This is a genomic window from Gluconacetobacter asukensis (genome assembly GCF_014174375.1).
Taxonomy (GTDB): Bacteria; Pseudomonadota; Alphaproteobacteria; order Acetobacterales; family Acetobacteraceae; genus Gluconacetobacter; species Gluconacetobacter asukensis.
This window is the reverse complement of record NZ_JABEQE010000002.1, coordinates 347,407-368,610: the sequence shown is the minus strand read 5'-3', so window position 1 is coordinate 368,610 and position 21,204 is coordinate 347,407. Positions and strand designations below refer to the sequence as shown.

Genomic DNA, 21,204 nt, shown 5'->3' with positions numbered 1-21,204 from the left:
GGGCATCGCATGTCCCCAGCACAAGGCTGCTGAACGAATCAGAGTTTTTTGGTTCTTTTTTTTGTAAAAAAGAACCGACTTCCCTTCCTTCCGGAGTCACCGTGGCCCGCCGTCCTTCCGCCCATTATGTCTGCCAGTCCTGCGGCGCCGTCTTTCCCAAATGGGCCGGGCGGTGTGAAAGCTGCGGCGCGTGGAACAGCATCGTCGAGGAGGCAGTGGAGCCTGCCGCCACCGGGGGCGCCGCGCCGCGTCGCGCCCGTGGGGCCAAGGTGGCGTTCGTCAGCCTGGCCGGCACTGCCGAGCCGCCGCCGCGCATCGGCACGCGGATGGCCGAGCTGGACCGCGTGCTGGGCGGGGGGCTGGTGCCGGCCTCCGTCGTGCTGGTGGGCGGTGATCCGGGAATCGGCAAATCGACCCTGCTGTTGCAGGCGGCTTGTGCGCTGGCGGCCGCCGGTCGGCGGGTGAAATATATTTCGGGCGAAGAGGCGGTGGACCAGATCCGCCTGCGCGCGCGCCGGCTGGGGCTGGATGCGCCGGGGCTGGAGATTGCCGCCGCGATCAACGTGACCGACATTGCCGGCACGCTGGAGAGCGAACCCGACGTGGCGCTGGTCGTCATCGATTCGATCCAGACCATGTGGCTGGAATCGGTCGAGAGCGCGCCCGGCACGGTCAGCCAGGTGCGCGCCACCGCGTTCGAGCTGATCCGTCTGGCCAAGCAGCGGGGATTCAGCCTGATTCTGGTCGGGCATGTGACCAAGGAAGGCGCCCTGGCCGGCCCGCGCGTGCTGGAGCACATGGTCGACGCGGTGATGTATTTCGAGGGCGATCGGGGCCACCAGTTCCGCATTCTGCGCGCCGCCAAGAACCGGTTCGGCGCGACGGACGAAATCGGCGTCTTCGCCATGACCGACCAGGGACTGGTCGAGGTGCCGAACCCTTCCGCGCTGTTCCTGGCCGAACGGCGGGGGAATATCGCGGGATCGGCGGTGTTTGCGGGGATCGAGGGCACGCGGCCGGTTCTGCTGGAGGTGCAGGCCCTGCTGTCGCCCAAATCGGGCGATTCCGCGCCGCGCCGCGCGGTGGTGGGTTGGGATACGTCGCGCCTGAACATGCTGCTGGCGGTGCTGGAAGCGCGGTGCGGGCTGAAGCTGCACGGCATGGACGTGCATCTGAACATCGCGGGCGGCTTGCGCGTGCTGGAGCCGGCCGCCGACCTGGCGGTGGCGGCGGCGCTGGTTTCGGCCGCCACCGGCAAGCCGACCCATGCCGGCGCCGTCTATTTCGGCGAGATCGGGCTGTCGGGCGAAATCCGGCAGGTGGCGCAGGTCGATGCGCGGCTGAAGGAGGCCCAGAAGCTGGGATTCGATGCCGCTTTCCTGCCCCGGCGCATCGCGCGCGGCAATACGCGGCTGGTCGCGCCCGAAGGGCTGCACCTGAATGAAATCGGCCATCTGGGCGATCTGGTGGCCCTGTTTGGCGGCACGGACGGCGAGGAGGCATGAGCGCCGACGGCCTGGTGATGCTGGCCGAACCTGCCCGCCTGGAACGGGACGTGCGCAAGAGCCTGTTCCTGGCGCAGGCCGCGCCGGTCACGACACCGGCCGAAGCCCTGGCCTTTGTCCGCGCCGTGTCGGACCTGGATGCCACCCATAATTGCTGGGCCTATCGCATCGGGCAGGATTATCGCAGCGACGATGATGGCGAGCCCGGCGGCACGGCCGGCCGGCCGATCCTGCAGGTGATCGACGGGCAGGGTTTCGACAATACCATCGTGGTGGTTACGCGCTGGTTCGGCGGCATCAAGCTGGGTGCGGGCGGGCTGGTCCGCGCCTATGGCGGCACGGCGGCGGAATGCCTGCGCCTGGCGCCGCGCGTGCCGATCGTGCGGCGCACACGCCTGGTCTTTCATTGCGGCTTCAGCGATCTGGCACTTTTGCAGGCGCGCCTGCCATCGCTGGATGCGGTGGTGGAGGAAGAGGCGTTCGACGCGGAGGGCGCCAGGCTGGTGATTGCGGTGCCCGAAGGGGAAATGGACACTGCAATCGCCCGGATTGCCGACCTGACGCGGGGGCAGTCGGTTCCTCGGGCGGTGGAGTGAAGGTCTCTTCTTTTGTCTTCCGAAAAAGAAGCAAAAAGACTTTTAATCGTTTTGGGCCATCGCGTGTCCCCGGCACAAAACTGCTGAACGAATCAGAGTTTTTTGGTTCTTTTTTGCAAAAAAGAACGAAAGTTCTCCGGGTCCATCCGGGCAAAGGTCACGAGATTGCCCAGCAGGACCAGCCCAACCCCCAGCGTCATGCCCGATGTCCACTGCGTGCCCTCGAACAGGATCGAGATCAGCAGGGCCACGACCGGGGACAGGATGGTAGTATAGGCCGCGCGATCGGCGCCGATGCGGTGGACCAGATGCAGATAGGCCAGGAAGGCGACGACCGATCCGGGCAGGGCGAGATAGAGCAGGGCCGCGATCCAGGCCGGGTCGGTCGAGCCGGCCAGCGATTCCCCGCGAATGACCTGGGAAAGCCCCAGAACCACGCAACCCCAGAGCATGCCGCGAAAGACCGCGTTGGGCAGGTCCACCCCCGCCATCGCCACACGGCGCGACAGGATATTGCCGCAGGAGAACAGGAAGGTCCCCGTCAGCGCCAGGGCCGCGCCGGTTTGCGAAATGCCGCCCACGCTGCCCAGCCCGGTCAGGCATGCGACACCGCCGATGGCGATACAGCCGCCGGCAAGGCTGCGGGCGCTGGGACGCAGGCGGAAGAACAGCCACTGGTTCAAGGTGTTGAACAGGGTTGCCACACTGAAGATCACCGAAACGGTGCCGCTGGCCAGATACGTCTCGGACGCGTAGATCGCCAGGAAATTGCATGAGAACATGCATGCCCCCATCGGGGCCAGCCACAGATGCGTCCGCCATGCGACCGGGCGCAGCCGGCCGGACAGGAAGAGCCACGCGCCCATCGCCGCCGAAGCGATGAGGAACCGCCAGAAGATCGCCGTCCCCGGGACGGTAACGCCGACCTGCACGTGGATGGCGAACCAGGTCGTGCCCCAGATCAGCACGACACATAAAAACAGCAGGCCCAGCATGCGGTTCCCTCTCCCTAAAAAAGGGCATTCTATCGGGCCGCCATCATCGCCGCGTGGGGCGACTGTCAGAATCCTGCGCTTTCCTGCATCCCGGCATAGCGCGCGGGCGCCGATCGCGGTCTATTGTCAGGGAAGGCGGCTCCGACCGTCCGATCCGCTCACCTTCCGCCACCAGCCCTGCCTGCCCCATCCATCATGACCGCCCTGGCCGACCTGACGATTGTCCGCACCCTGCATGCGACCGGCGCGATCCTGCGTTCGGCGGCCCATGTCGGCCAGGGATTGGCCGTCGCGGTCTGGGATCGCGACGAGGTCGCCCAGACCCGGTACGACACGCCCAACCACCATACGTTGAGCCTGTATCTGGAACATGGCGAAGGGTTTCGGAAACGTCTGGGCAATAGCTGGAAATGCAGCAACGGCGCGGGCGACCTGTGCCTGATGCCCGCGCGCTCGACCAGCGACTGGGATGTATCCGGGCCGATCCGGATGTTCCATCTCTATATCGCCCCGCGGGCCTTCGATCGCGCGACGGTCGAGCTGTTCGGCATGGACCCCGCCCGCGTCACGCTGCGTGACGACGCCTATTTCCGCGATGCCAGGATCGAGGCACGGGTGCGTGCGACGATCCTGTCACGCCATTGGACCCAGCCTGCGGACAGGGTGGCGGTCACACAGGCCGGGACGGACCTGATGACCTATCTGCTGGCGCACATGACCGACCGCAGGCCGGACATGCCGCACCGGGGCGGGCTGTCGCAGGCGGCGTCCCGCCGGGTCCGGGCCCTGATCGATGCGCGGATGGACCAGCCGCTCTGCCTAGACGATCTGGCGGACGCGGCAGGACTCAGCAGCTTTCACTTCGCGCGGGCCTTCCGCCAGACGCATGGCGAAACGCCGCATCATTTCCTGACGCGCCTGCGTATCGAACGCGCCCAACACCTGTTGCGCCAAGGCGCACCGCTGGCGCAGATCGCCGAATTATGCGGATTTAGCAGCCACAGCCACCTGACGGCCCGTTTCCGCGCCCTGACCGGGCTGACGCCCAGCGATTACCTGCGCCATTGCGGCCTGCGGCCGGAACCCGCCGAGGACGCCCCAAGGTGATCGTGCTGGAGCGCGTTGGAAAGACGCGCAGTCAGTGCGACCGATTGGGCTGGTTGATCTTTTCGAGAAACGGCCCGATCTCGTCCGCCGGGCAGGGCCGGCTGATCAGGTAGCCCTGGATTTCGGAACAATTGACCCCCTTGAGGTAATCGAACTGTTCCTGCGTCTCGACGCCCTCGGCCGTGGCGACGACATTCAGGCTTCCGCACAGACTGGTAATCGCCCGGACGATCGCCGCGCCGTCGCTGTCGCCCTTATGCAGGTCGTTGACGAAACTGCGGTCGATCTTGATCCGCGTGAAGGGCAGGCTGTGCAGGAAGCTGAGCGACGAATAGCCGGTTCCGAAATCATCCAGCGCGATCTGTATCCCCTGCTCGCGCAGGCGATTCAGAACGCAGGCGGCCCGTGGTACGTCGTCGATCATCGCGGTTTCGGTGATTTCGAGCTCAAGGCGCGATGGCGGGCAGCCCGTGCGTTGCAGCGCCGTCTCCACATTGTCGACCAGGCCGTCATGACGGAACTGCGCCGCCGATACGTTGATCGAGACCATGATATTGTCCGGCCAGTTCATCGCCTGCCGGCATGCCGTCTCCAGCGTCCAGGCGCCGATTTCGTGCATCAGGCCCATCCGCTCGGCCACCGGGATGAAATCGTTGGGGGGGATGAGACCCTGTTGCGGATGCCGCCAGCGGATCAGGGCTTCGACCCCGACGATGCGCCCGCTGCTGACATTGAGGAACGGCTGGTAGAATAATACGAATTCTTCTCTCGCCAGCGCGTGGTGCAGGTCGCGTTCCAGGTCCATGCGCCGCTGGCGCAGCGTGTCGAGTTCCGGATCGTAGAAACAGATCCCGTCATCGCTGCCGCCCTTGGCGCAATGGAGCGCGACATCGGCCTTTGCCATCAGCGTGTCGCGGTCGTCGCCATCGGTCGGGAAACGCACGACCCCGATCGCGACCCCCACCGTCACCTCATGCTTGAGGACCGACATGGGGCGGGAGAGGACACTGCGCAGCATCCGGGCAAACCGGCGGATCGCCTGGTCGCCCTGTTCCGAACGAAAGATCAGCGCGAATTTGTTGCCTCGAATATGGGCGGCGATATCACCGACCCCCACCGTGCGCCGGACCCGCAACGCGGCGATCCGCAGCAATTCGTCGCCCGCCGCGTGGCCCATCGAATCATTGACGCGCTTGAAGCCGAACAGGTCGAAATAGAGCATCGCAAACGGTTCGGATGCCCGTTCGCACAGCGCGCCCAGTTGCAGGCGCAGCCCTTGGAGATTGGCCAGGCCCGTCAGGTCGTCATGCTGTTCCAGGAAGCGCGCGCGATTTTCCAGCCGCCGGAGATCGGTGACGTCCCGGCACAGCAACAGGAACCGCCCGTCCAGCAGCCCGATCCAGGACAGGGCCAATGTGCGGCCCAGCCGCAGGATTTCGGTCGACCAGCCTTCGGGCACGACGGGCCGCGCCGCTTCTGCCATGTTCCATTCCGCACGGCAGAGCGCGGCCAGGATCGTTCGGGCGGGCCCGCCCGGCTCCAGGATATCCTCCGCCAGACCGGCCAGCGCACCGAAGCGTGCATTGTAATATGACAGGCATTGACTGGCATCGAACAGCGCGACGCCATCCGGCAGCGCGTCCAGTGTCGCCGGCAGGTCCGACTCCGCCTGGGCCACAGCGCCCGGATCGTCCTGCGAGATCGCGACCGTCACCGGCACATCGGACTCTGCCGCCGTGCCGGACAGGGCATGGCGGCGGACACGCACACATAGATGCAGGCCATCCTGGCGGATGAACAGCCCCGCATGGCCGCCAGGCGCATGCGCGTCGGGGGCCGGAGCGCGAGGGGTGACGAGGAACAGATCGGCAAAGGGGCTGCCGATGACATCGTCGGCCGCGTGGCCGGTCAGCCGCTCGGCGTCCCGCGTCCAGCCCGTGACGCGCTCCGCCGGGTCCAGAAGGCAGACGAAATGCTCAGACATGGGCGCATATCCCCAGAGCGGGGACCGCAACATCACGGCCAGTCACCCGATTCAGATCTCTGTCGAGAAACAATTACAAAACCCAAATCGTACGTGCATGCCCCAATGCCTTCCGCACCGTGTCGCGGCAATCGAACCCGAAAACCACAACAAAAAAATATTAAGAAAATATATCGTTTGCCTACCAATCTACGGTGGAAATGCGATCAGTCTCCGAACACAACCGTCTTGGTACCATTCAGGATCACCCGGTCGTCCAGGTGGCAGCGCACGGCGCGCGAGAGGACCCGCCGTTCGATATCCCGCCCCTTGCGCACCAGGTCATCGGGCGTATCGCTGTGGCTGACACGTTCGACATCCTGTTCGATGATCGGCCCTTCATCGAGGTCCGCCGTCACATAATGTGCCGTGGCGCCGATCAGTTTTACCCCGCGCGCATGCGCCTGATGATAGGGGCGCGCGCCCTTGAAGCCCGGCAGGAAAGAATGGTGAATATTGATGCACTGCCCTGACAGCCGGGCGGACAGCGAATCCGACAGCACCTGCATGTAGCGGGCCAGTACCACCAGTTCCGAATTGGTCCGCTGCACCAGGCTCCACAATTCTTCTTCCTGTTCTGCCTTGTTGTCGCGCGTGACCGGCAGATAGTGGAAGGGAATGTCGCCCATGTCGATATGGGCATAGGTCTCGCGCGGGTGATTCGCAACGATTGCAGTTGGAAGCATGGGCAGTTCGCCGATCCGCCAGCGATAGAGCAGGTCCACGAGGCAATGGTCGAATTTCGAGACCATCAGCAGGACCCGGCGGCGCACCGCGCGGTCATGCAGCGTCCAGTTCATGCGGAAACGCGATGCCACGGCATCCAGCCGCGCCCGCAGCCATTCGGTGCGCTCGGCATCGGCCCGGCCGGTGAAGACGACACGCATGAAGAACACGCCGGTTTCGGTATCATCGAACTGCTGGGCTTCGATGATATTGCCGTCGGCTTCATACAGGGTGGTAGCGACGGCCGCCACGATGCCCGGCCGGTTGGGGCAGGACAAGGTCAATGTCCAGGTCGCCGATTCCTGCCCCCCATGATCCGTCATGCCGGACAATCCACGAACAGCCGCTCCGAAAAACTCACGCGCGATACCATAGGCGTCGCCTGCCGGAACTCAAGCCCCCCGGCTGCGGTCCGCCGGGGGGCGCACCGCTTTCCACGCGGCATCGAGCGCATCGGCCATCGTATCGAACGGTGCGCTCCATTGCTCTGCCGGGCAGTCGGTGCTGCCCGCCTCGCCGATCGCGGCGCGCCAGCGCGGGGCCCCCGCTGCGCCCGGCAGGCGCTCGATACGCACCATCCGATCCTCGGGGATGCGCGACAGCAGGCGGGCCAGGCGTCGTTCCGGCGTCATGGGTGTTGCGTAATTATGAGACATCGGCCTTTCTCCCGGCAGCGAGGCTGGCGCGTCCGGCAGCCCCGGGCAAGCGGTTTCGGTTGCATCCGGCGCCCCGACCGGTTTCAACACGCATTGTCCCCCGCCGTCCGCCCCCGACCACAGGCGCAGAAGCAGAGTAAAAGGAGTCTCCGTGTCCCCCTTCCCCGGAATCCTGCCCGACGAACCGATCGACAGCGTCGCCCACCTGATCCAGACCGCGCTGACGCCGATCTTCATGCTGTCCGGAATCGGAACGCTGCTGAACCTGTTCAATACCCGGCTGGCCCGGGTGTCGGACCATATCGAAAAGGCCAACGAAACGCTGGAGACGACAAAGGCGCCGACGGGGCGCCGCCATCTGCGCCAGCATATCCGGCATCTGCACCGGCGCACCCTGCTGCTGGATGCATCGATCCTGCTGGGGGCCGTCGGCGGCGCGTCGACCTGCGGCGCTGCCTTCGTGCTGTTTCTGGGCAGTCTGCGGGATTCCTCGGTGGCGTCGTGGCTGGTGGTGATGTTCGGCATGGCGCTGGTCTGCACCGTCGGGGCGCTGGCCTCGTTCCTGTGCGACAGCCTGCTTGCCTGGCACGGCCTGCGCATGACCACATCGTGGGCACGATCCGCCCATCCGAAAGGCTGAATACCCCGGCCTGACAGCAGCCCGATTTCCTCATTAAAAATGCGACAGGCTACAAAATAGGCAAATTGCCTATTTTGTAGCCTTATTTGTCGGACTCCCTGGCTGCCCGTACGTGCCCCGCACAAAAAATCACCAAAATTGACCCGATTCGTTTTTCTGACCCACCGAAATAAACAGCGCACTGTTTACGAAGTGAACAGAATATTCATCGTTCGGTTACTATGCGTTTTTTAGCCATCTGGTCTCATCTTCTTTTGTATTGCGAGCGGCCGAATTTCGGTGTTGGTTCCGCCCCAACACCAACCCATAGGATTTCGGATAATGTTTATTCAGGAAATAGGTAACCTCGTCGCCAGCTCGATGAACGTCGCGTCGTTCCTGCCGCTGGTCGCGTTTCTGCCGATCGTTGCCATGCTGATGGTGGCCACCGCCGTCGCCGACCGCGTCGCCTGATGCGGCGGCCACGGCGGCCGGTCCCTTTGTGACCCGCACCGTGGCCTGCATGCCTGCCTGATGGCGGGCATATGATCCGGCCTGTGCCGGATCCGGATGGTTGTCCATCCATCCGGCGTCATCCTCGACGCCGCACGCCCAGCCCTGGATGAGCGGCCCCCCGGCTGGCTCTGTCCTTGGGGCGGGCCGTCCCCTGACGAGAAACCGCCGCACGCTCCCCGGATTTGCTCGGGCCGCCCGTTGTTATGGCGTGCTGTCGGTCGGGTCCATGGCGTAGGTGGACAGGTCCAGCGTGCGATGCACCACGCCCTGGGCGCGCAGGAAATCCATGAACGTCCGATAGCGCCGCCCGTCGAGCAGGGCCGGCTGCTTGCAGACGCGCGGCAGCGTCGCCGTCCAGGCGGCGCGGTTGAGGGGTGTGTCCAGCTCCGGATGATCATGCACCGCCTGCGCCTGGATCTCGTCCGGGTGGTTCAGCAGGGCGTTGGTGCCTTCCTCCAGCGCCTGCATGAACCGGACGATCTTCCCGTCACGGGCATGATCGCGCGGGGCCAGGAAAATCAGCTCGTCATTCAGCGGAACGCCATGTTCCTCGGGGTAGAAGGCGACCGGAGCGAACCCCTTCTGTCGCAGGTCGATCAGTTCATAGGTCCGGGTGGCGCCGATCACCGCGTCGACCGAATGCGACATCAGGGCCTGTTCAAGCTGGAAATTGACGTTGACCTGTCGCACGTCGGACAGCGACAGGCCGACCGACCCCAGCATCGCCGCCAGCACCGCGTCATCGACCCCGGCCATCGAGATCCCGATCGTCTTGCCCTTCAGGTCTTTCAATGATGTCAGGCCGGGGGCCGCGATCAGCGTATCCAGCGGCGTGTCGATGAGCGTACCGACCCGGACCAGCGGAATGCCCTGGTCGGCCAGCATGCCGAGCTGGGTTTCGTACGAGACCGCGAGATCGGCCTGGCCCGCCGCCACCAGCCGCGCCGGCGATCCGGGGTCGGACGGTGCGATCAGGCGCACCTGTAGCCCGTGCCGGCGGAAGGCGCCGCTATAATCGGCAGCCAGCAGGGCCGCGTGATCGGCATTGAGGAACCAGTCGAGGATCACCGTCACCGTTTCCGGCGCGTCGGCCCGTGCCGCCGGCAGGCTGAGGAACAGAAGCGGCACCATCATCAGCAGGCGGGACAGGGAGGGCATGTACGTTGGTTCTCTCTTTCTTCTTTTTCTGAAGAAAAAGAAGCAAAAAGACTTTTATCCGTTCAGGGACATCTTCTGTCGCAAGCACAAGGCTCCTGAACGAATCAAAGTTTTTTGGTTCTTTTTTTCAAAAAAGAACATTCTTCCTTCACGGCGGCGTCGGGCCGAACAGGCCGATATCAAGATGCTTTCCCGTCGAATAATTCAACCCGGCCACCCGGCCGAATTCGATCACATCCAGCCCATCCGCGTGAAGGCGGTCGCGGAATGCCGGTTCGTCCTTCCGGTCCACCAGTGCCAGGCCGCAGGCCCGGTTGTCGCGCAGCACGTCCGCCGCCTCCCTGGGGCCGACCAGGACGGTGTTCTGCCCCACGAGGAAAACCAGGCTGGGCTCGGAGAATGAGGGCGAGACGACCAGCGTATCGGGGCATGGCCGGTAATCGTCGACCAGGGCCGCCAGGCGGGGGCTGAGCCAGATTGTCTTCAAGGCCGGAATCACGGTCAGGAACAGGCCGACATGGATGATGGTCGCCGCCGCCACCGCCGACATGGCGGCCTGCAGGGCCCGACCACGGAACAGGAGCCAGGAGGCGACTGCCAGCAGCGGCAATGCGCCCACGGGCACCAGCAGCGAGGCCGGCACGACGCCATGTTCCAGCCGCCAGAGCAGCACCGGCCCGGCGACGGACAGGGCGACGCCAACCGCCAGCCACAGCGCGCCGTACAGCGCCAGCCCCGCGCGCGCGAGGCGCGACGCGGGCCAGTGCCAGCGGTCTTGCGTCGTCAGGATGGCCGCCGCCACGAGCAGGGCGATCGCCGGGTAGGTGGGCAGAACGTAGTGAGGCAGCTTGGTCGCGATCGCCTCGAACACCAGCCAGTGCGGCACGATCCAGCAGAGCAGGAACCGCACCGGCGGCGCATGGCGCCGGGCCCAGATGAAGGGCAGCGCCATCGCCGCGAAGATGGACCCCGGCCAGAAGGCCAGGGCGAAGACCGCCAGATGATAACCCGGCGGCAGGCCATGTGCCTGCTGCCCGCTGGCAACCTTGCCGAGGAAGTTGGTGCCGACGGCGCGCGAGAAGAAATCGCCATGGCTGACCACACCGATCGCGATGCACCAGGGCAGGACGATCGCCAGCATCACCAGCCATCCCCACGCGGGCCGCAGCCGGCGCCACCAGTCGATGCGCCGCTCCACCAGCGCCAGGGCCAGCGGCGTACCGAAACCGGGGATCAGGACCACGGGGCCCTTCAGCATCAGGCCCGCCCCCAATGCCGCCCAATAGAGCAGGGCCGCCGAAACGGGCGTGTCCCGTTCGCGTTCGCGATCCAGATAGGCACGCAGCAGGCCGGCTTCGGCCAGCAGCACCGTCAGCAGCAGGGTGCTGTCGATGGTGGCCATGCGGCCCTCGGCCGTCATCAGGACTGACACCGCCAGCAGGGAAGCCGCCAGCAGCCCGCTGACCGGGCCGAACAAGGTGGCGCCGATCCATGCCGTCAGCACCACCGAGGCGGTGGCCGCCAACAGGGAGGGAATGCGGTAGGCCCAGACCGCGCGCTGTTCCAGCGTGCCGGTGGCGGCCACCGAGGCGGCCTCCAGCCAGTAGATTCCAGCGGGTTGCAGATAGCGCGGCTTGTCCTGGAAACGGACATCGATGAAATCGCCGCTGCGCAGCATCTGCGCGCTGGCTTCCATATAACGGGGCTCGTCACGGTCCAGGGGCGGCAGGCTTGCCCGCCCGGGAAGCAGAAGCAGGAAGGCGCCCAGAGCGAGCAGAAGATAATGACGCACGGTCAGCCGTGTCATCCGGCACGTCTCCTCGGGAAGGATCGGGACAGGGTAGTGCCCGGTCGAGGGTGCCGGACCGCGCCGGTCACGGCACCGATTAGAGCCTGTTTCAAAAGCCCCTTATGGTGAGCGCGAACCATGCGTCTGACGGGGGCTTTCGCGCATCGGAGCACAGGAAGGTGCCGTCAGGCTACCGCCGGCGGACCTGTTGAAACAGGTTCTTACCGTTCGGTGACCTGGCGCGGCAACCGCGTGCGGTTGATCAGCCATATCACGCCGAGCAGATCCCGGATTCCGACCACCGCGCGATTCAGATTGGTGTATTTCGACGATCCGTGCAGCCGGTTGCGGTGGCGAACCGGCTGGCAGAGCAGCGGTGTGCCGTAATGACCGAACAGGGCCGGCAGAAAGCGATGCACGCCCTCGAATTGCGGCAGGCGCAGGAAGTCCGCGCGCCGGAACAGTTTCAGCGGCGCGCCGGTATCGGGGCACCCGTCCCGCAGCAGACGCCGACGCAATCCATTGGCAAAGCGTGTCGCCAGGCGACGCGACAGCCTGTCCTGCCGGCGCAGGCGGACGCCGACCACCAGAGGCGCTGGCCCCGGAGCCTTCAGCGCCAGGTCCAGCATGCGGACGATTTCCATGGGATCGTCCTGCCCGTCACCATCGAGGGTGGCGACCCACTGGCCGCGCGCGGCCTCGACCCCGGTGCGCACCGCCGCGGATTTGCCGAGCCGACGATCGTGGCTGAGGATACGCAAATCCGGCAACACCCCTTCGGCCCGGGCCGCGAGCAGGGCCTCGACCGTGCCGTCGGTGCTGCCGTCATCGACGAATATGATTTCGCAGGGAGGGAGTGCGCGCGCGGCCTCGGCCAGTTCGACACAGACCGGACGGATATTTTCCACCTCGTTCAGAACCGCCGCCACAATGGACAGGAGCGGTTCGGAACGGTCAGGATTGGAGGGCGCGGCCAGTAAACCGGTCCTGCTCAGGCGGCGCGATGCGACAGGGCGGCCGGCAGGTCGGCGATCGAACGGTCGACGATCTGCTGCCCGGTCTCGGCCGGCAGTGCCAGGGCCAGCGCGTCGCGCGTGGCCTGGACCGCCACGTCGATCGCAACCTGGCGGACCTCGCGCACCGCGCTGCGCTCGGAGGCGGCGATACGGTCGCGTGCCATCTGCTCGCGCCGGGCGGCCACGGCTTCGGCCTCGCGCCGCGCATCCTCGGCAATCCGGCTGGCTTCGGCCAGCGAATGCTCGACCAGGGCGCGGGCCTCGGCCAGCGCGGTCTCACGCTCGCGCGTGGCATCCTCGAGCATCTGCTCGGCCTCGCGACGCAGGCGCGCGGCCTCGTCGAGGTCGGCGCGGATGCGCTCGGCCCGCGCGTCGAGGGCGGTGGCCAGCGGTGCCCAGATCTTCCTGCCGAACAGGACGAAGAAAAGGAAGAAGGCGACGGCCGTCCAGAAACGGGGTTCGTGCAGCATGGTCTTGAACCTGTTCCTTACTGTGTCGCGATCAGAGGCCGCGCGCCGTGGCGGCGTGATCGACCGTCCGGGCCACCACATCGGCGGGCACCGACGTACCAGTCACCTGGCGCACCAGCACCTGCGCTGTCTCGTCCGCGATCTGGCGCAGCGACCCGAGGGCCGCCGTCCGGGCGGCCGCAACGCGGGTTTCCGCCTCGTGAATCTCGGTGGCCAGGCGGGCGTTCATGTCCTGGGTCTGCCGCAGGGCGGCGAGGCGCGCGTCCTCGATCACCTTGTCGACATTCGCCTGGGCCTCGGCCATCGCGCTGCGACGGGCCAGGTGCAGTTCGTCCACCGCGCTGTCGGCTTCGGCCTTGGCGCGACGGGCGATATCCAGATCGTTGTCGATCGTCTGGCGGCGGCTGGTCAGCACCGCTTCGACCTTCGGCAGCGCCGACCGGCTGAGCAGCAGGTACAGCACCAGGAAGATCACGGCGCCCCAGACCACCTGGCCGATGACGAGGGGGTTGGAGAAATCCAGCTGAGGCATGCCCACGGCCCGCGCGCCCGGCGCGGCCATTACCATCACGGGCAAGGCCAGCGCGAGCGGCGTCAGGAGAGACGCCACCCGGCGGATGCTTGAGGCCGCGGAACGTGCCACGTTGGTCTCCGGTCTCAGACGAACAGGATCAGGAAGGCGATCAGCAGGGCATACAGGGCCACGGCTTCCGTCAGGGCGAAGCCGAGCATGCCCAGGCCGAACACGTGCGGGCGCGCGGCGGGGTTGCGGGCGATGCTGCTGACCAGCGTGGAGAAGATGTTACCCAGGCCGATGCCGACGCCGGCGAGGGCGATAACGGCGATACCGGCACCAATTTCCCGGGCTGCAGCGATGTCCATAGCGAGGCTTTCCTTGTTTGGTTCAGGCGTTCAAAAGGGCTGGGGCGGCGCCGCGGTCAGTGCGCGACCGCCTCCCGCAGATAGATGCAGGTGAGGATCGCGAAGACATAGGCTTGCAGCGCACCCACCAGCAATTCGAGCGCCATCAGCGCGACATTGATGACCACGGGACCGACGGCGAGCGCATCGCCGATCAGTCCGAGCCCGGCCAGCATGATCGTGAAGGCGGCGAACATTTCCAGCATCACGTGACCGGCCACCATGTTGGCGAACAGACGGATCGACAGGCTCACGGGACGGGACAGGAACGAGAGGATTTCGATCGGCACCAGCAGCGGCGCCAGCGCGACCGGCGCGCCGGCGGGCATGAAATGCGCGAAGAATTTCGCGCCCTGCGCCTTCAGCGAAACGATCACCGACAGCACGAACACCATCAGCGCCAGCGCGACGGTGACGGCGACATGGCTGGTGAAGGCAAAGGAGAAGGGCAGAAGGCCCAGATAGTTGCCGGCCAGGATGAAGAAGAACAGCGTGAAGACGAACGGGAAGAACGCGCGCCCTTCCGGACCGATCGTGTCCACGGCCATGTTGTGAATGAAATCATAGCAGATTTCGGCGGCGGCCTGCAGGCGCCCGGGCACCACGGCCTTGGGACGCATGCCGACATACAGGAACGCGAGCACCGCGACCGACGCCACGATCATCATGAGGGGCGACTGACTGAAACGCAGCGCCTCGCCCAGGCCACCCAGAACGGGATGGAGCTCGAACTGACCCAATGCGTCGATGGTGGATCCGGCCGCCAACTTCGTCTTCCCTCTACCGCTCCGGCCCCGCGTGCGGGCCCGGCTTGTCCTCCAGGGCATCCTGTGGCCTGACCAGACGCCAGACATTCAGTACGCCCGCGGCCCCGCCCAGCAACGAAAACAGGATCAGGAATACCGGGCGACAGCCCAGCCATCGATCAAGCCCCCATCCCATCGCGACCCCGACCGCCAGGCCCGCCACCATTTCGGTGCCGGCCCGCAGAACAGTGCCCACGGTGGTTATATCGCTGCCTTGCAACGCCGCCTCGGCCGCCCGGTCGGGATTGTTCCGATCCATGGCCTGCTTCAGGCGCCTGTCGAAGGTCTGACGGGAGCTGTCCGTTTCCTTACCCAATTTTTACACCTCCAGGCGGGTGCAGGCGCTAGCTAACGACGCGGCAGAAACCTGTCAAGCAAACGCTTTTGTTTCAGGACACGGAAAAGAGGCGCCCTTGGTCTGTCACGCGCGGAATGGGTGACAGTTCCCGGCATGCACGCCCCCAAGGGCACGGACGGCACCCTATAAATGCGAAAAACGAATAGCAGAGGCGCTATTTTTGCATAAATAACTTACGGATGAACGCTGCCGCCCGGGATTTCATCATAGGCCGCGCTGCCGGGGAAGGGGCCGGCCACCGGCGCGGCCGCCGGGGCGACATGGATGGTCTGCTCCATCGACGGGCCGATCTCGCGGGCATCGATGGCGGTTCCCAACGCGCTGGTGCTGCCATTGCCGACCGCATGAAGGGTCTGGCCGGGCTTCAGCCAGGCGGTCAGCCGCGCCGCTTCGGCAGGGGCGAGATGAACCGTGCTGTAATCCTGCATGACCGCGCCCACCAGCCGGCCATGCAGGCTGTAGAGCGGTGCGCGCACCGTGCCGTCCACCACGATATCGGGCCCGGACGTGGTGACCGGCAGCCGGGCCGAAATTGTCTCGGCGTCCTCGACCGCGCGGCCGCGCTGGTCCTCAATCTCGTAGGCGCGGACGATCGGCAGGTCGCGACCGCGCAAGCCGCGCGCCGAGATCTTCTCGCCCGGCTTGACCAGGCTGGCCACGGCCAGCCCGAGTTCGTGCGAACACAGGATTTCGGTGCCGTCGGTCAGGATCAGCCCGTCGATATCGCCGCCCGGCGTCGGCAGATAATGCGCCACCGTGCCGGTGGTGACCGGCAGAGGGGAAAAATCATAGGCCGAGACCGGCTGGCTGGCCGCCATCGCCGGTCCGGCGATCAGGGCTGACAGGCCGGCCACCGCCGGAAGAAGGTGGGAATGCCGCAAACTCGCCATGCCTGCTCTCGTCTCTGCCTGATCGTCTTTGTCATGTCGTCCCGGTACGGTTCGGCCGGGCTGGATACTGAAATCCATCCCGGCCGACGCGACAATCCCCTGAGGAAGAGGATCAGTGCCGGAAGTGACGCATACCTGTGAACACCATGGCGATGCCGGCACGGTCGGCGGCGGCGATCACCTCGTCATCGCGGATCGACCCGCCAGGCTGGATCACTGCGGTGGCCCCTGCCGCGATCGCGGCCTCCAGCCCGTCGGCGAACGGGAAGAAGGCGTCGGAGGCCACCACGCTGCCGGCCGTCAGCTTCTGGTCCAGGCCTGCGGCGCGCGACGCTTCCGCCCCCTTGATCGCGGCGATGCGCGCGGAATCCACGCGGCTCATCTGCCCCGCGCCGATCCCGACCGTGGCCTGGTCCTTGGCGTAGATGATGGCGTTCGACTTCACATGCTTGCACACGCGGAAAGCGAAGATGAGGTCCGCCATCTCGGCCTCGGTGGGGGCGCGCTGCGTCACCACCTTCAGTTCGCCGGGGACGATGCGGCCATTATCGCGCGTCTGGGCCAGGAAGCCGCCGGCGATCGAGCGGATGATCACCCCGCCCTCGGCCGGGTCGGGCATCGCGCCGGTCAGCAGCAGGCGCAGGTTCTTCTTGCGGGCCAGGATCTCCCGCGCCTCGTCCGTTGCGTCGGGCGCCACGATCACCTCGGTAAAGATCGCGGCGATGCGTGCGGCGGCCTCGGCATCCAGCGTCCGGTTCAAAGCGACGATGCCGCCGAAGGCCGAGACCGGGTCGCAGCGCAGTGCCAGGTCCCATGCCGCCGACAGGCTGTCGGCAGTCGCGATGCCGCACGGATTGGCGTGCTTGACGATCACTACCGCCGGTGCGTCGAATTCCGCCACCGCCTCGAATGCCGCGTCAGTGTCGTTCAGGTTGTTGTAGGATAGTGCCTTGCCCTGGATCTGCCGCGCTGTGGCCACGCCGGGGCGCTTGCTGCCATCGGCGTAGAAGGCCGCCTGCTGGTGCGGGTTCTCGCCATAGCGCAGGCTTTCGCGACGCTGGCCTGCCACCGTCAGGCGCTCGGGCAGCGCGTCGCCGCGCTGGGCCGCGAACCAGGCGGCGATCGCGGCGTCATAGGCGGCGGTGCGGGCATAGGCAGCACCCGCCAGCGCGCGCCGGGCCTCCAGCGTGGTGCCGCCTTCCGACAGCGCCGCGATGATGGCGCCATATTGCGCGGGGTCGGTCAGCACCACGACGTGATCATGGTTCTTGGAGGCGGCGCGGATCAGCGCCGGACCGCCGATATCGATATTCTCGATGCAATCCTCGGCGCCGGCGCCGGAGGCCACCGTGGCCTCGAACGGGTAGAGATTCACCGCGACCAGGTCGATCGGCGCGATCCCGTGCTGTTCCATCTGCGCGACGTGCGCCGGCAGGTCGCGACGGCCCAGGATGCCGCCATGGATCTGCGGCACCAGCGTCTTGACCCGGCCGTCGAGGATTTCCGGAAAGCCGGTATGGTCCGACACTTCGGTTACGGGCACCCCGGCCTCGCGCAGGGCGCGGGCCGACCCGCCAGTCGAGAGGATCTCAGCCCCATGTGCCACCAGGGCCTGGGCGAGGTCGAGCAACCCCGTCTTGTCGGAAACGGAAATCAGGGCACGGCGGACCGGCACTGGCGTCTGGGTCATCGCGGGGGCGGCCTTTCAGGATGGGGCGGGCAGGAAAGCCCGCGTCCTTAATCCAACCGGGTCCTGGGGGGCAACAATTCTATGACGGTTTCATGTCGGCGGGCTTCGCGTCCACTGGGCGGAAGACGGGAATTTCGTGGCGGCACGGATGGACGTTATCAAAAAACACAGTCGGCACGGATCGCCACGCAACGCGTCGCGATCCATGCCGCTGATCGTCAGCGAGTCCGTACTGCAGCGATACCCTGATAAGCGTTGTCGCCGTCAGGACGCGCCCTAAATATGCAGAACCCTTGGTGGATTCTTCTCTTCTTTTTCAATAGCCACGACACCTTGATAGAAAGTCACGCTATATAGGAATTTTGATATATTGATAACATCAACTTGATTTTTGAAATCTTCACTATTTATTGACAAATCATTGCAACTATATCTTGAAAAAACTTCATTTTGAAAATCAATCAATTTCTTGAAAAAATCAACCGATGTCGATGGCAAATCTCTATACGTGTTTGTAGATCCCCAATACATACACTCAAGATCTTCGACGAGATAGATGCCACCTACTTTCAGTCCTTCGTAAAACAGACTCATGAAAGATATGATCTGATGGGATGCCATATGGCTACCGTCATCGATAATGATATCAAACGGTCCATAACGGTTAATAATATCTTTCAGAAAATCTTGATTACTTTGATCCCCTATTTCCACGAATATATTTTCGTCTGGCGATTGATGTTTAAGACATTGCTCGTTGAGATCGATCCCGAGGATGAAACTCCCCTCACCAAAGAAATTCTTCCACAATCTCAACGACGCTCCCCGGTAGACGCCGATCTCAAGAACCCGAGGTTTGGTATTTACGAACCTGGAAAATTCCTTGTCATATATCTTGAAATAATCTAGCCATTTATGGCCACCCGGTATGTTTTTCCAGATATTTCCTGATCTTGTATTTTCAATATCATCGTATGGAGGTTCTTTTTTTGATTCAATAGTTGTTCTTTTTAAAATAATGTTTTTCATATTCTCATTATGGTCGGTATTCTGCATATCTTACCTCTGTAATAAAGTCGCCATCCAATGAATTGCGCGACATGGTCCGTAGTTAAAACGATGATTCCACGCGCTCACCGTACGGGCAAGGCAGCGAACGGCCTGATTGCGGCATGGACATGATGCTCTCGTGCTTCAGGCCCTCACACACGCACGAATAGCCTCGGTCAGTTCCAACTGACAGGCCAGCACGGTGCCATCCAGGCTGACAGCGGGGCGCACCGACAAGCTGTTGACCAGGATCACGCCGTCAGCTCTCAGCAAATCGTCAAGCGTCAGGGGGGCTTCCTGAACCATGCCTGCCGCCAGTAGCACAGCACGGGCGATGCCGGGCAGTGCGCCGTCCGTGACCGGGGGGGTCCGCACAACCCCTCCGTTCACGACCAGTACGGTGCTGACGGTGCTTTCGGCCACCCGGCCGGCGCCGTTCAGCAGCAGTGCGTCATCGGCTCCGCGCTGTTCGGCTTCCAGCCGGGCCAGGATATTGGGCAGGTAATTCAGGCTCTTGATCCGTGACAGGGGGGAATCCGCATCGCGCCTGATGCGGGAGCTGATGATCAGGTGCGCCGGCCCTGGCGCGGGGGCGGAGGGAAAGGGCACGATCAGGAGCGTTGGTTGTGGGCGCGGGGGCGGCAGCAGGCCGCGCGGGCCGCAGCCGCGCGTCAGTGTCAGGCGCAACGCGCCCTCGTCCAACGCATTCCGGCGCACCACCTGGCCCAGCGCATCCTCGATCGCATCCAGATCGGGTGCCGGAAACATGAGCATCTCGGCACCGCGCCGCAGCCGGTCGAGATGGCGGGGCAGATGGGCGATATGGCCGCCGGACACACGCATGGTCTCGAACAGCCCGTCGCCCAGCGTCAGGCCGCGATCGGCGGGGTCGATCCGTGCCTGGTGCCGCGGGACCAGCCGGCCGTCCAGCCACAGGACATTCATGGCGCAGGCTCGGCCGGACGATCGCCGAACAGGGCCAGCAGGGGGGCGATCTTCAGGCACATTTCCGCATATTCCCGCTGGGGGTCGGACAGAATCGTAATCCCGCCGCCCGCCGCCGCCACGATCGTGTCGGGGGTCGCGGCCAGGGCACGGATGATGACTGAACTGTCCATGGCACCGTCGGTTCCGATGCGGAAGACGATCCCGCAATAGGGCCCACGATCCGAAGCCTCCAATTCATCGATGAGCCGCATGGCCTGATGTTTCGGGGCGCCGGTCACCGATCCGGGCGGCAGGGAGGCACGCAGCAGGTCGATGGCATCCTGTCCTGGCGCCAGCGTTGCCGCGACCTCGGAGACCAGATGGTGGAGATGGGCGAAGGTTTCGACCGACAGCAGTTCCGGCACGCCGACGCTGCCGATCCGCGCCACGCGGCCCAGATCGTTGCGCATCAGGTCCACGATCATCAGGTTCTCCGCCCGCTCCTTGTCGTCGGCGGCCAGTTCCGCCCGCTGGATGTCATCCAGTTCCGGCGTGGTGCCGCGTGGACGGGTGCCCTTGATCGGCCTTGTGCGGGCCACCCGGTCGCGCCCCAGATGCACGAACCGCTCGGGCGAGGCCGACAGCAGGCTGAATGCGCCCCCACAGGCCAGCCAGGCACCGAACGGAGCCGGCGAGGCCCGGCGCAGCGCCCGGTAGATGTCGATATCGGCCAGATCCGGCGGCCGTCTGGCGACATGCCGGCCGGTAATATTGACCTGAAAGATCTCGCCGGCCGCGATCCGCTCCACTGCCGCTGCCACGGCGGCGGCATATTGTCCCGGCGTGCGGTCGGGAACGAACATGGTGCGCGGCAGGGCTGCCGGCGGCGGGGCCGGTGGCAGCGCGGCCCATTCGGCATGGAATGCGGCGAACAACCTCTCCGGGTCCGGACGGATCGTCGCCAGATGCACCTGGTGCTGCGCGCGATCGAACAGCACCGCGTGGTCATAAAGGGCCGCCGCCAGGTCCGGCCGGGTGGGATCGGCTGCATGGCGGGTCGCGATGCCTTCCGCCCATTGCCCCACGCCGTAACCGGCGAAGCCGATCACCCCGCCGGCGAACGGCCATGGCCCGGCATCCGCGACCGGTGCCATAGCCAGCAGGTCGCGCAGCGCCGCGAGAGGATCGGTACCGGACCCGGTGCGCCAGTCCAGCACATGGACGGGATGGCGGCACAGGATGATCCAGCGCGCGCGGGGTCCGGGCTCGCCACCGCTGTCCAGGCAGGCCAGCCAGGGCTCGTCCCGCCATGCCCACAGCACATCGTCCGGGTCCCGCCAGGGCAGGCCCATGGTCCGGACGGTGCCGGATGGCCGGTCCATCGCC

22 protein-coding genes are annotated in these 21,204 nt (G+C 65.2%); 5 read left to right on the top strand and 17 right to left on the bottom strand.

What is annotated here, in order from left to right:
* Positions 1-101 precede the first annotated feature (101 nt).
* Together radA and HLH35_RS04040 are read left to right on the top strand one after the other, a co-directional pair.
* On the top strand, positions 102-1,505 hold the full coding sequence (gene radA / locus HLH35_RS04045) for a DNA repair protein RadA (protein ID WP_182966240.1): 1,404 nt from the start codon (positions 102-104) through the stop codon (positions 1,503-1,505).
* Complete coding sequence (locus HLH35_RS04040) at positions 1,502-2,101, top strand: IMPACT family protein (RefSeq protein ID WP_246384813.1); 600 nt, start codon at positions 1,502-1,504, stop codon at positions 2,099-2,101. The genes radA and HLH35_RS04040 overlap by 4 nt, the downstream gene beginning before the upstream one ends.
* Before the next feature lie 92 nt (positions 2,102-2,193).
* Here HLH35_RS04040 and HLH35_RS04035 read toward each other — a convergent pair whose 3' ends face one another.
* The gene (locus HLH35_RS04035) at positions 2,194-3,096 is read right to left on the bottom strand and encodes a DMT family transporter (RefSeq protein WP_182977886.1); all 903 of its coding nucleotides are present in this window, start codon (positions 3,094-3,096) and stop codon (positions 2,194-2,196) included.
* Positions 3,097-3,291: 195 nt separating this feature from the next.
* On the opposite strand from HLH35_RS04035, the gene HLH35_RS04030 reads away from it, so the two are divergent.
* Positions 3,292-4,203, top strand: a complete 912-nt coding sequence (locus HLH35_RS04030; RefSeq protein ID WP_182977885.1) for a helix-turn-helix domain-containing protein — start codon at positions 3,292-3,294, stop codon at positions 4,201-4,203.
* A gap of 31 nt (positions 4,204-4,234) precedes the next feature.
* On the opposite strand, the gene HLH35_RS04025 is transcribed toward HLH35_RS04030, so the two are convergent.
* From HLH35_RS04025 to HLH35_RS04015, 3 genes are all read right to left on the bottom strand, one after another.
* Complete coding sequence (locus tag HLH35_RS04025; protein WP_246384812.1) at positions 4,235-6,187, bottom strand: putative bifunctional diguanylate cyclase/phosphodiesterase; 1,953 nt, start codon at positions 6,185-6,187, stop codon at positions 4,235-4,237.
* A 206-nt stretch (positions 6,188-6,393) separates the two neighbouring features.
* A complete protein-coding gene (purU, locus tag HLH35_RS04020) occupies positions 6,394-7,275 on the bottom strand; it encodes a formyltetrahydrofolate deformylase (RefSeq protein ID WP_182977884.1) in 882 nt (293 codons plus the stop codon).
* Between the two features lie 69 nt (positions 7,276-7,344).
* A complete protein-coding gene (locus HLH35_RS04015) occupies positions 7,345-7,608 on the bottom strand; it encodes a hypothetical protein (RefSeq protein WP_182977883.1) in 264 nt (87 codons plus the stop codon).
* Between the two features lie 151 nt (positions 7,609-7,759).
* Between HLH35_RS04015 and HLH35_RS04010 the strand changes: the two genes are divergently transcribed.
* Positions 7,760-8,248 (top strand): DUF2721 domain-containing protein, encoded by a 489-nt coding sequence (locus HLH35_RS04010; protein WP_182966250.1) that lies wholly within the window; start codon positions 7,760-7,762, stop codon positions 8,246-8,248.
* Between the two features lie 321 nt (positions 8,249-8,569).
* A complete protein-coding gene (locus HLH35_RS20155; RefSeq protein ID WP_275943815.1) occupies positions 8,570-8,701 on the top strand; it encodes a hypothetical protein in 132 nt (43 codons plus the stop codon).
* A gap of 243 nt (positions 8,702-8,944) precedes the next feature.
* Here HLH35_RS20155 and HLH35_RS04005 read toward each other — a convergent pair whose 3' ends face one another.
* The 13 genes from HLH35_RS04005 to HLH35_RS03945 form a co-directional block, all read right to left on the bottom strand.
* A complete protein-coding gene (locus HLH35_RS04005; RefSeq protein WP_182977882.1) occupies positions 8,945-9,901 on the bottom strand; it encodes an ABC transporter substrate-binding protein in 957 nt (318 codons plus the stop codon).
* A 148-nt stretch (positions 9,902-10,049) separates the two neighbouring features.
* Positions 10,050-11,708 carry an ArnT family glycosyltransferase gene (locus HLH35_RS04000; protein ID WP_182977881.1) on the bottom strand — a complete coding sequence of 553 codons (1,659 nt, stop codon included), beginning with the start codon at positions 11,706-11,708 and terminating at the stop codon, positions 10,050-10,052.
* Positions 11,709-11,911: 203 nt separating this feature from the next.
* The gene (locus tag HLH35_RS03995; RefSeq protein ID WP_182977977.1) at positions 11,912-12,667 is read right to left on the bottom strand and encodes a glycosyltransferase family 2 protein; all 756 of its coding nucleotides are present in this window, start codon (positions 12,665-12,667) and stop codon (positions 11,912-11,914) included.
* Between the two features lie 14 nt (positions 12,668-12,681).
* Positions 12,682-13,176 carry a F0F1 ATP synthase subunit B family protein gene (locus HLH35_RS03990; protein ID WP_182977880.1) on the bottom strand — a complete coding sequence of 165 codons (495 nt, stop codon included), beginning with the start codon at positions 13,174-13,176 and terminating at the stop codon, positions 12,682-12,684.
* A gap of 31 nt (positions 13,177-13,207) precedes the next feature.
* Positions 13,208-13,819 carry a F0F1 ATP synthase subunit B family protein gene (locus HLH35_RS03985; protein WP_182977879.1) on the bottom strand — a complete coding sequence of 204 codons (612 nt, stop codon included), beginning with the start codon at positions 13,817-13,819 and terminating at the stop codon, positions 13,208-13,210.
* A 14-nt stretch (positions 13,820-13,833) separates the two neighbouring features.
* On the bottom strand, positions 13,834-14,058 hold the full coding sequence (locus tag HLH35_RS03980) for an ATP synthase subunit C family protein (protein ID WP_012224283.1): 225 nt from the start codon (positions 14,056-14,058) through the stop codon (positions 13,834-13,836).
* A 56-nt stretch (positions 14,059-14,114) separates the two neighbouring features.
* Positions 14,115-14,864 carry a F0F1 ATP synthase subunit A gene (locus tag HLH35_RS03975; protein WP_182977878.1) on the bottom strand — a complete coding sequence of 250 codons (750 nt, stop codon included), beginning with the start codon at positions 14,862-14,864 and terminating at the stop codon, positions 14,115-14,117.
* A 13-nt stretch (positions 14,865-14,877) separates the two neighbouring features.
* On the bottom strand, positions 14,878-15,219 hold the full coding sequence (locus HLH35_RS03970; RefSeq protein ID WP_246384811.1) for an AtpZ/AtpI family protein: 342 nt from the start codon (positions 15,217-15,219) through the stop codon (positions 14,878-14,880).
* Positions 15,220-15,434: 215 nt separating this feature from the next.
* Positions 15,435-16,151 (bottom strand): hypothetical protein, encoded by a 717-nt coding sequence (locus HLH35_RS03965; protein ID WP_182977877.1) that lies wholly within the window; start codon positions 16,149-16,151, stop codon positions 15,435-15,437.
* A 112-nt stretch (positions 16,152-16,263) separates the two neighbouring features.
* A complete protein-coding gene (gene purH / locus HLH35_RS03960) occupies positions 16,264-17,841 on the bottom strand; it encodes a bifunctional phosphoribosylaminoimidazolecarboxamide formyltransferase/IMP cyclohydrolase (RefSeq protein ID WP_182977876.1) in 1,578 nt (525 codons plus the stop codon).
* A gap of 276 nt (positions 17,842-18,117) precedes the next feature.
* Positions 18,118-18,897, bottom strand: coding sequence for a class I SAM-dependent methyltransferase (locus tag HLH35_RS03955; protein ID WP_182977875.1), 780 nt, complete (start codon positions 18,895-18,897; stop codon positions 18,118-18,120).
* A gap of 138 nt (positions 18,898-19,035) precedes the next feature.
* Positions 19,036-19,836 carry an aminotransferase class IV gene (locus HLH35_RS03950; protein WP_182977874.1) on the bottom strand — a complete coding sequence of 267 codons (801 nt, stop codon included), beginning with the start codon at positions 19,834-19,836 and terminating at the stop codon, positions 19,036-19,038.
* Positions 19,833-21,200, bottom strand: coding sequence for an anthranilate synthase component I family protein (locus HLH35_RS03945; protein WP_182977873.1), 1,368 nt, complete (start codon positions 21,198-21,200; stop codon positions 19,833-19,835). Before HLH35_RS03945 ends, HLH35_RS03950 begins: the two co-directional genes overlap by 4 nt.
* Between the last annotated feature and the right edge of the window lie 4 nt (positions 21,201-21,204).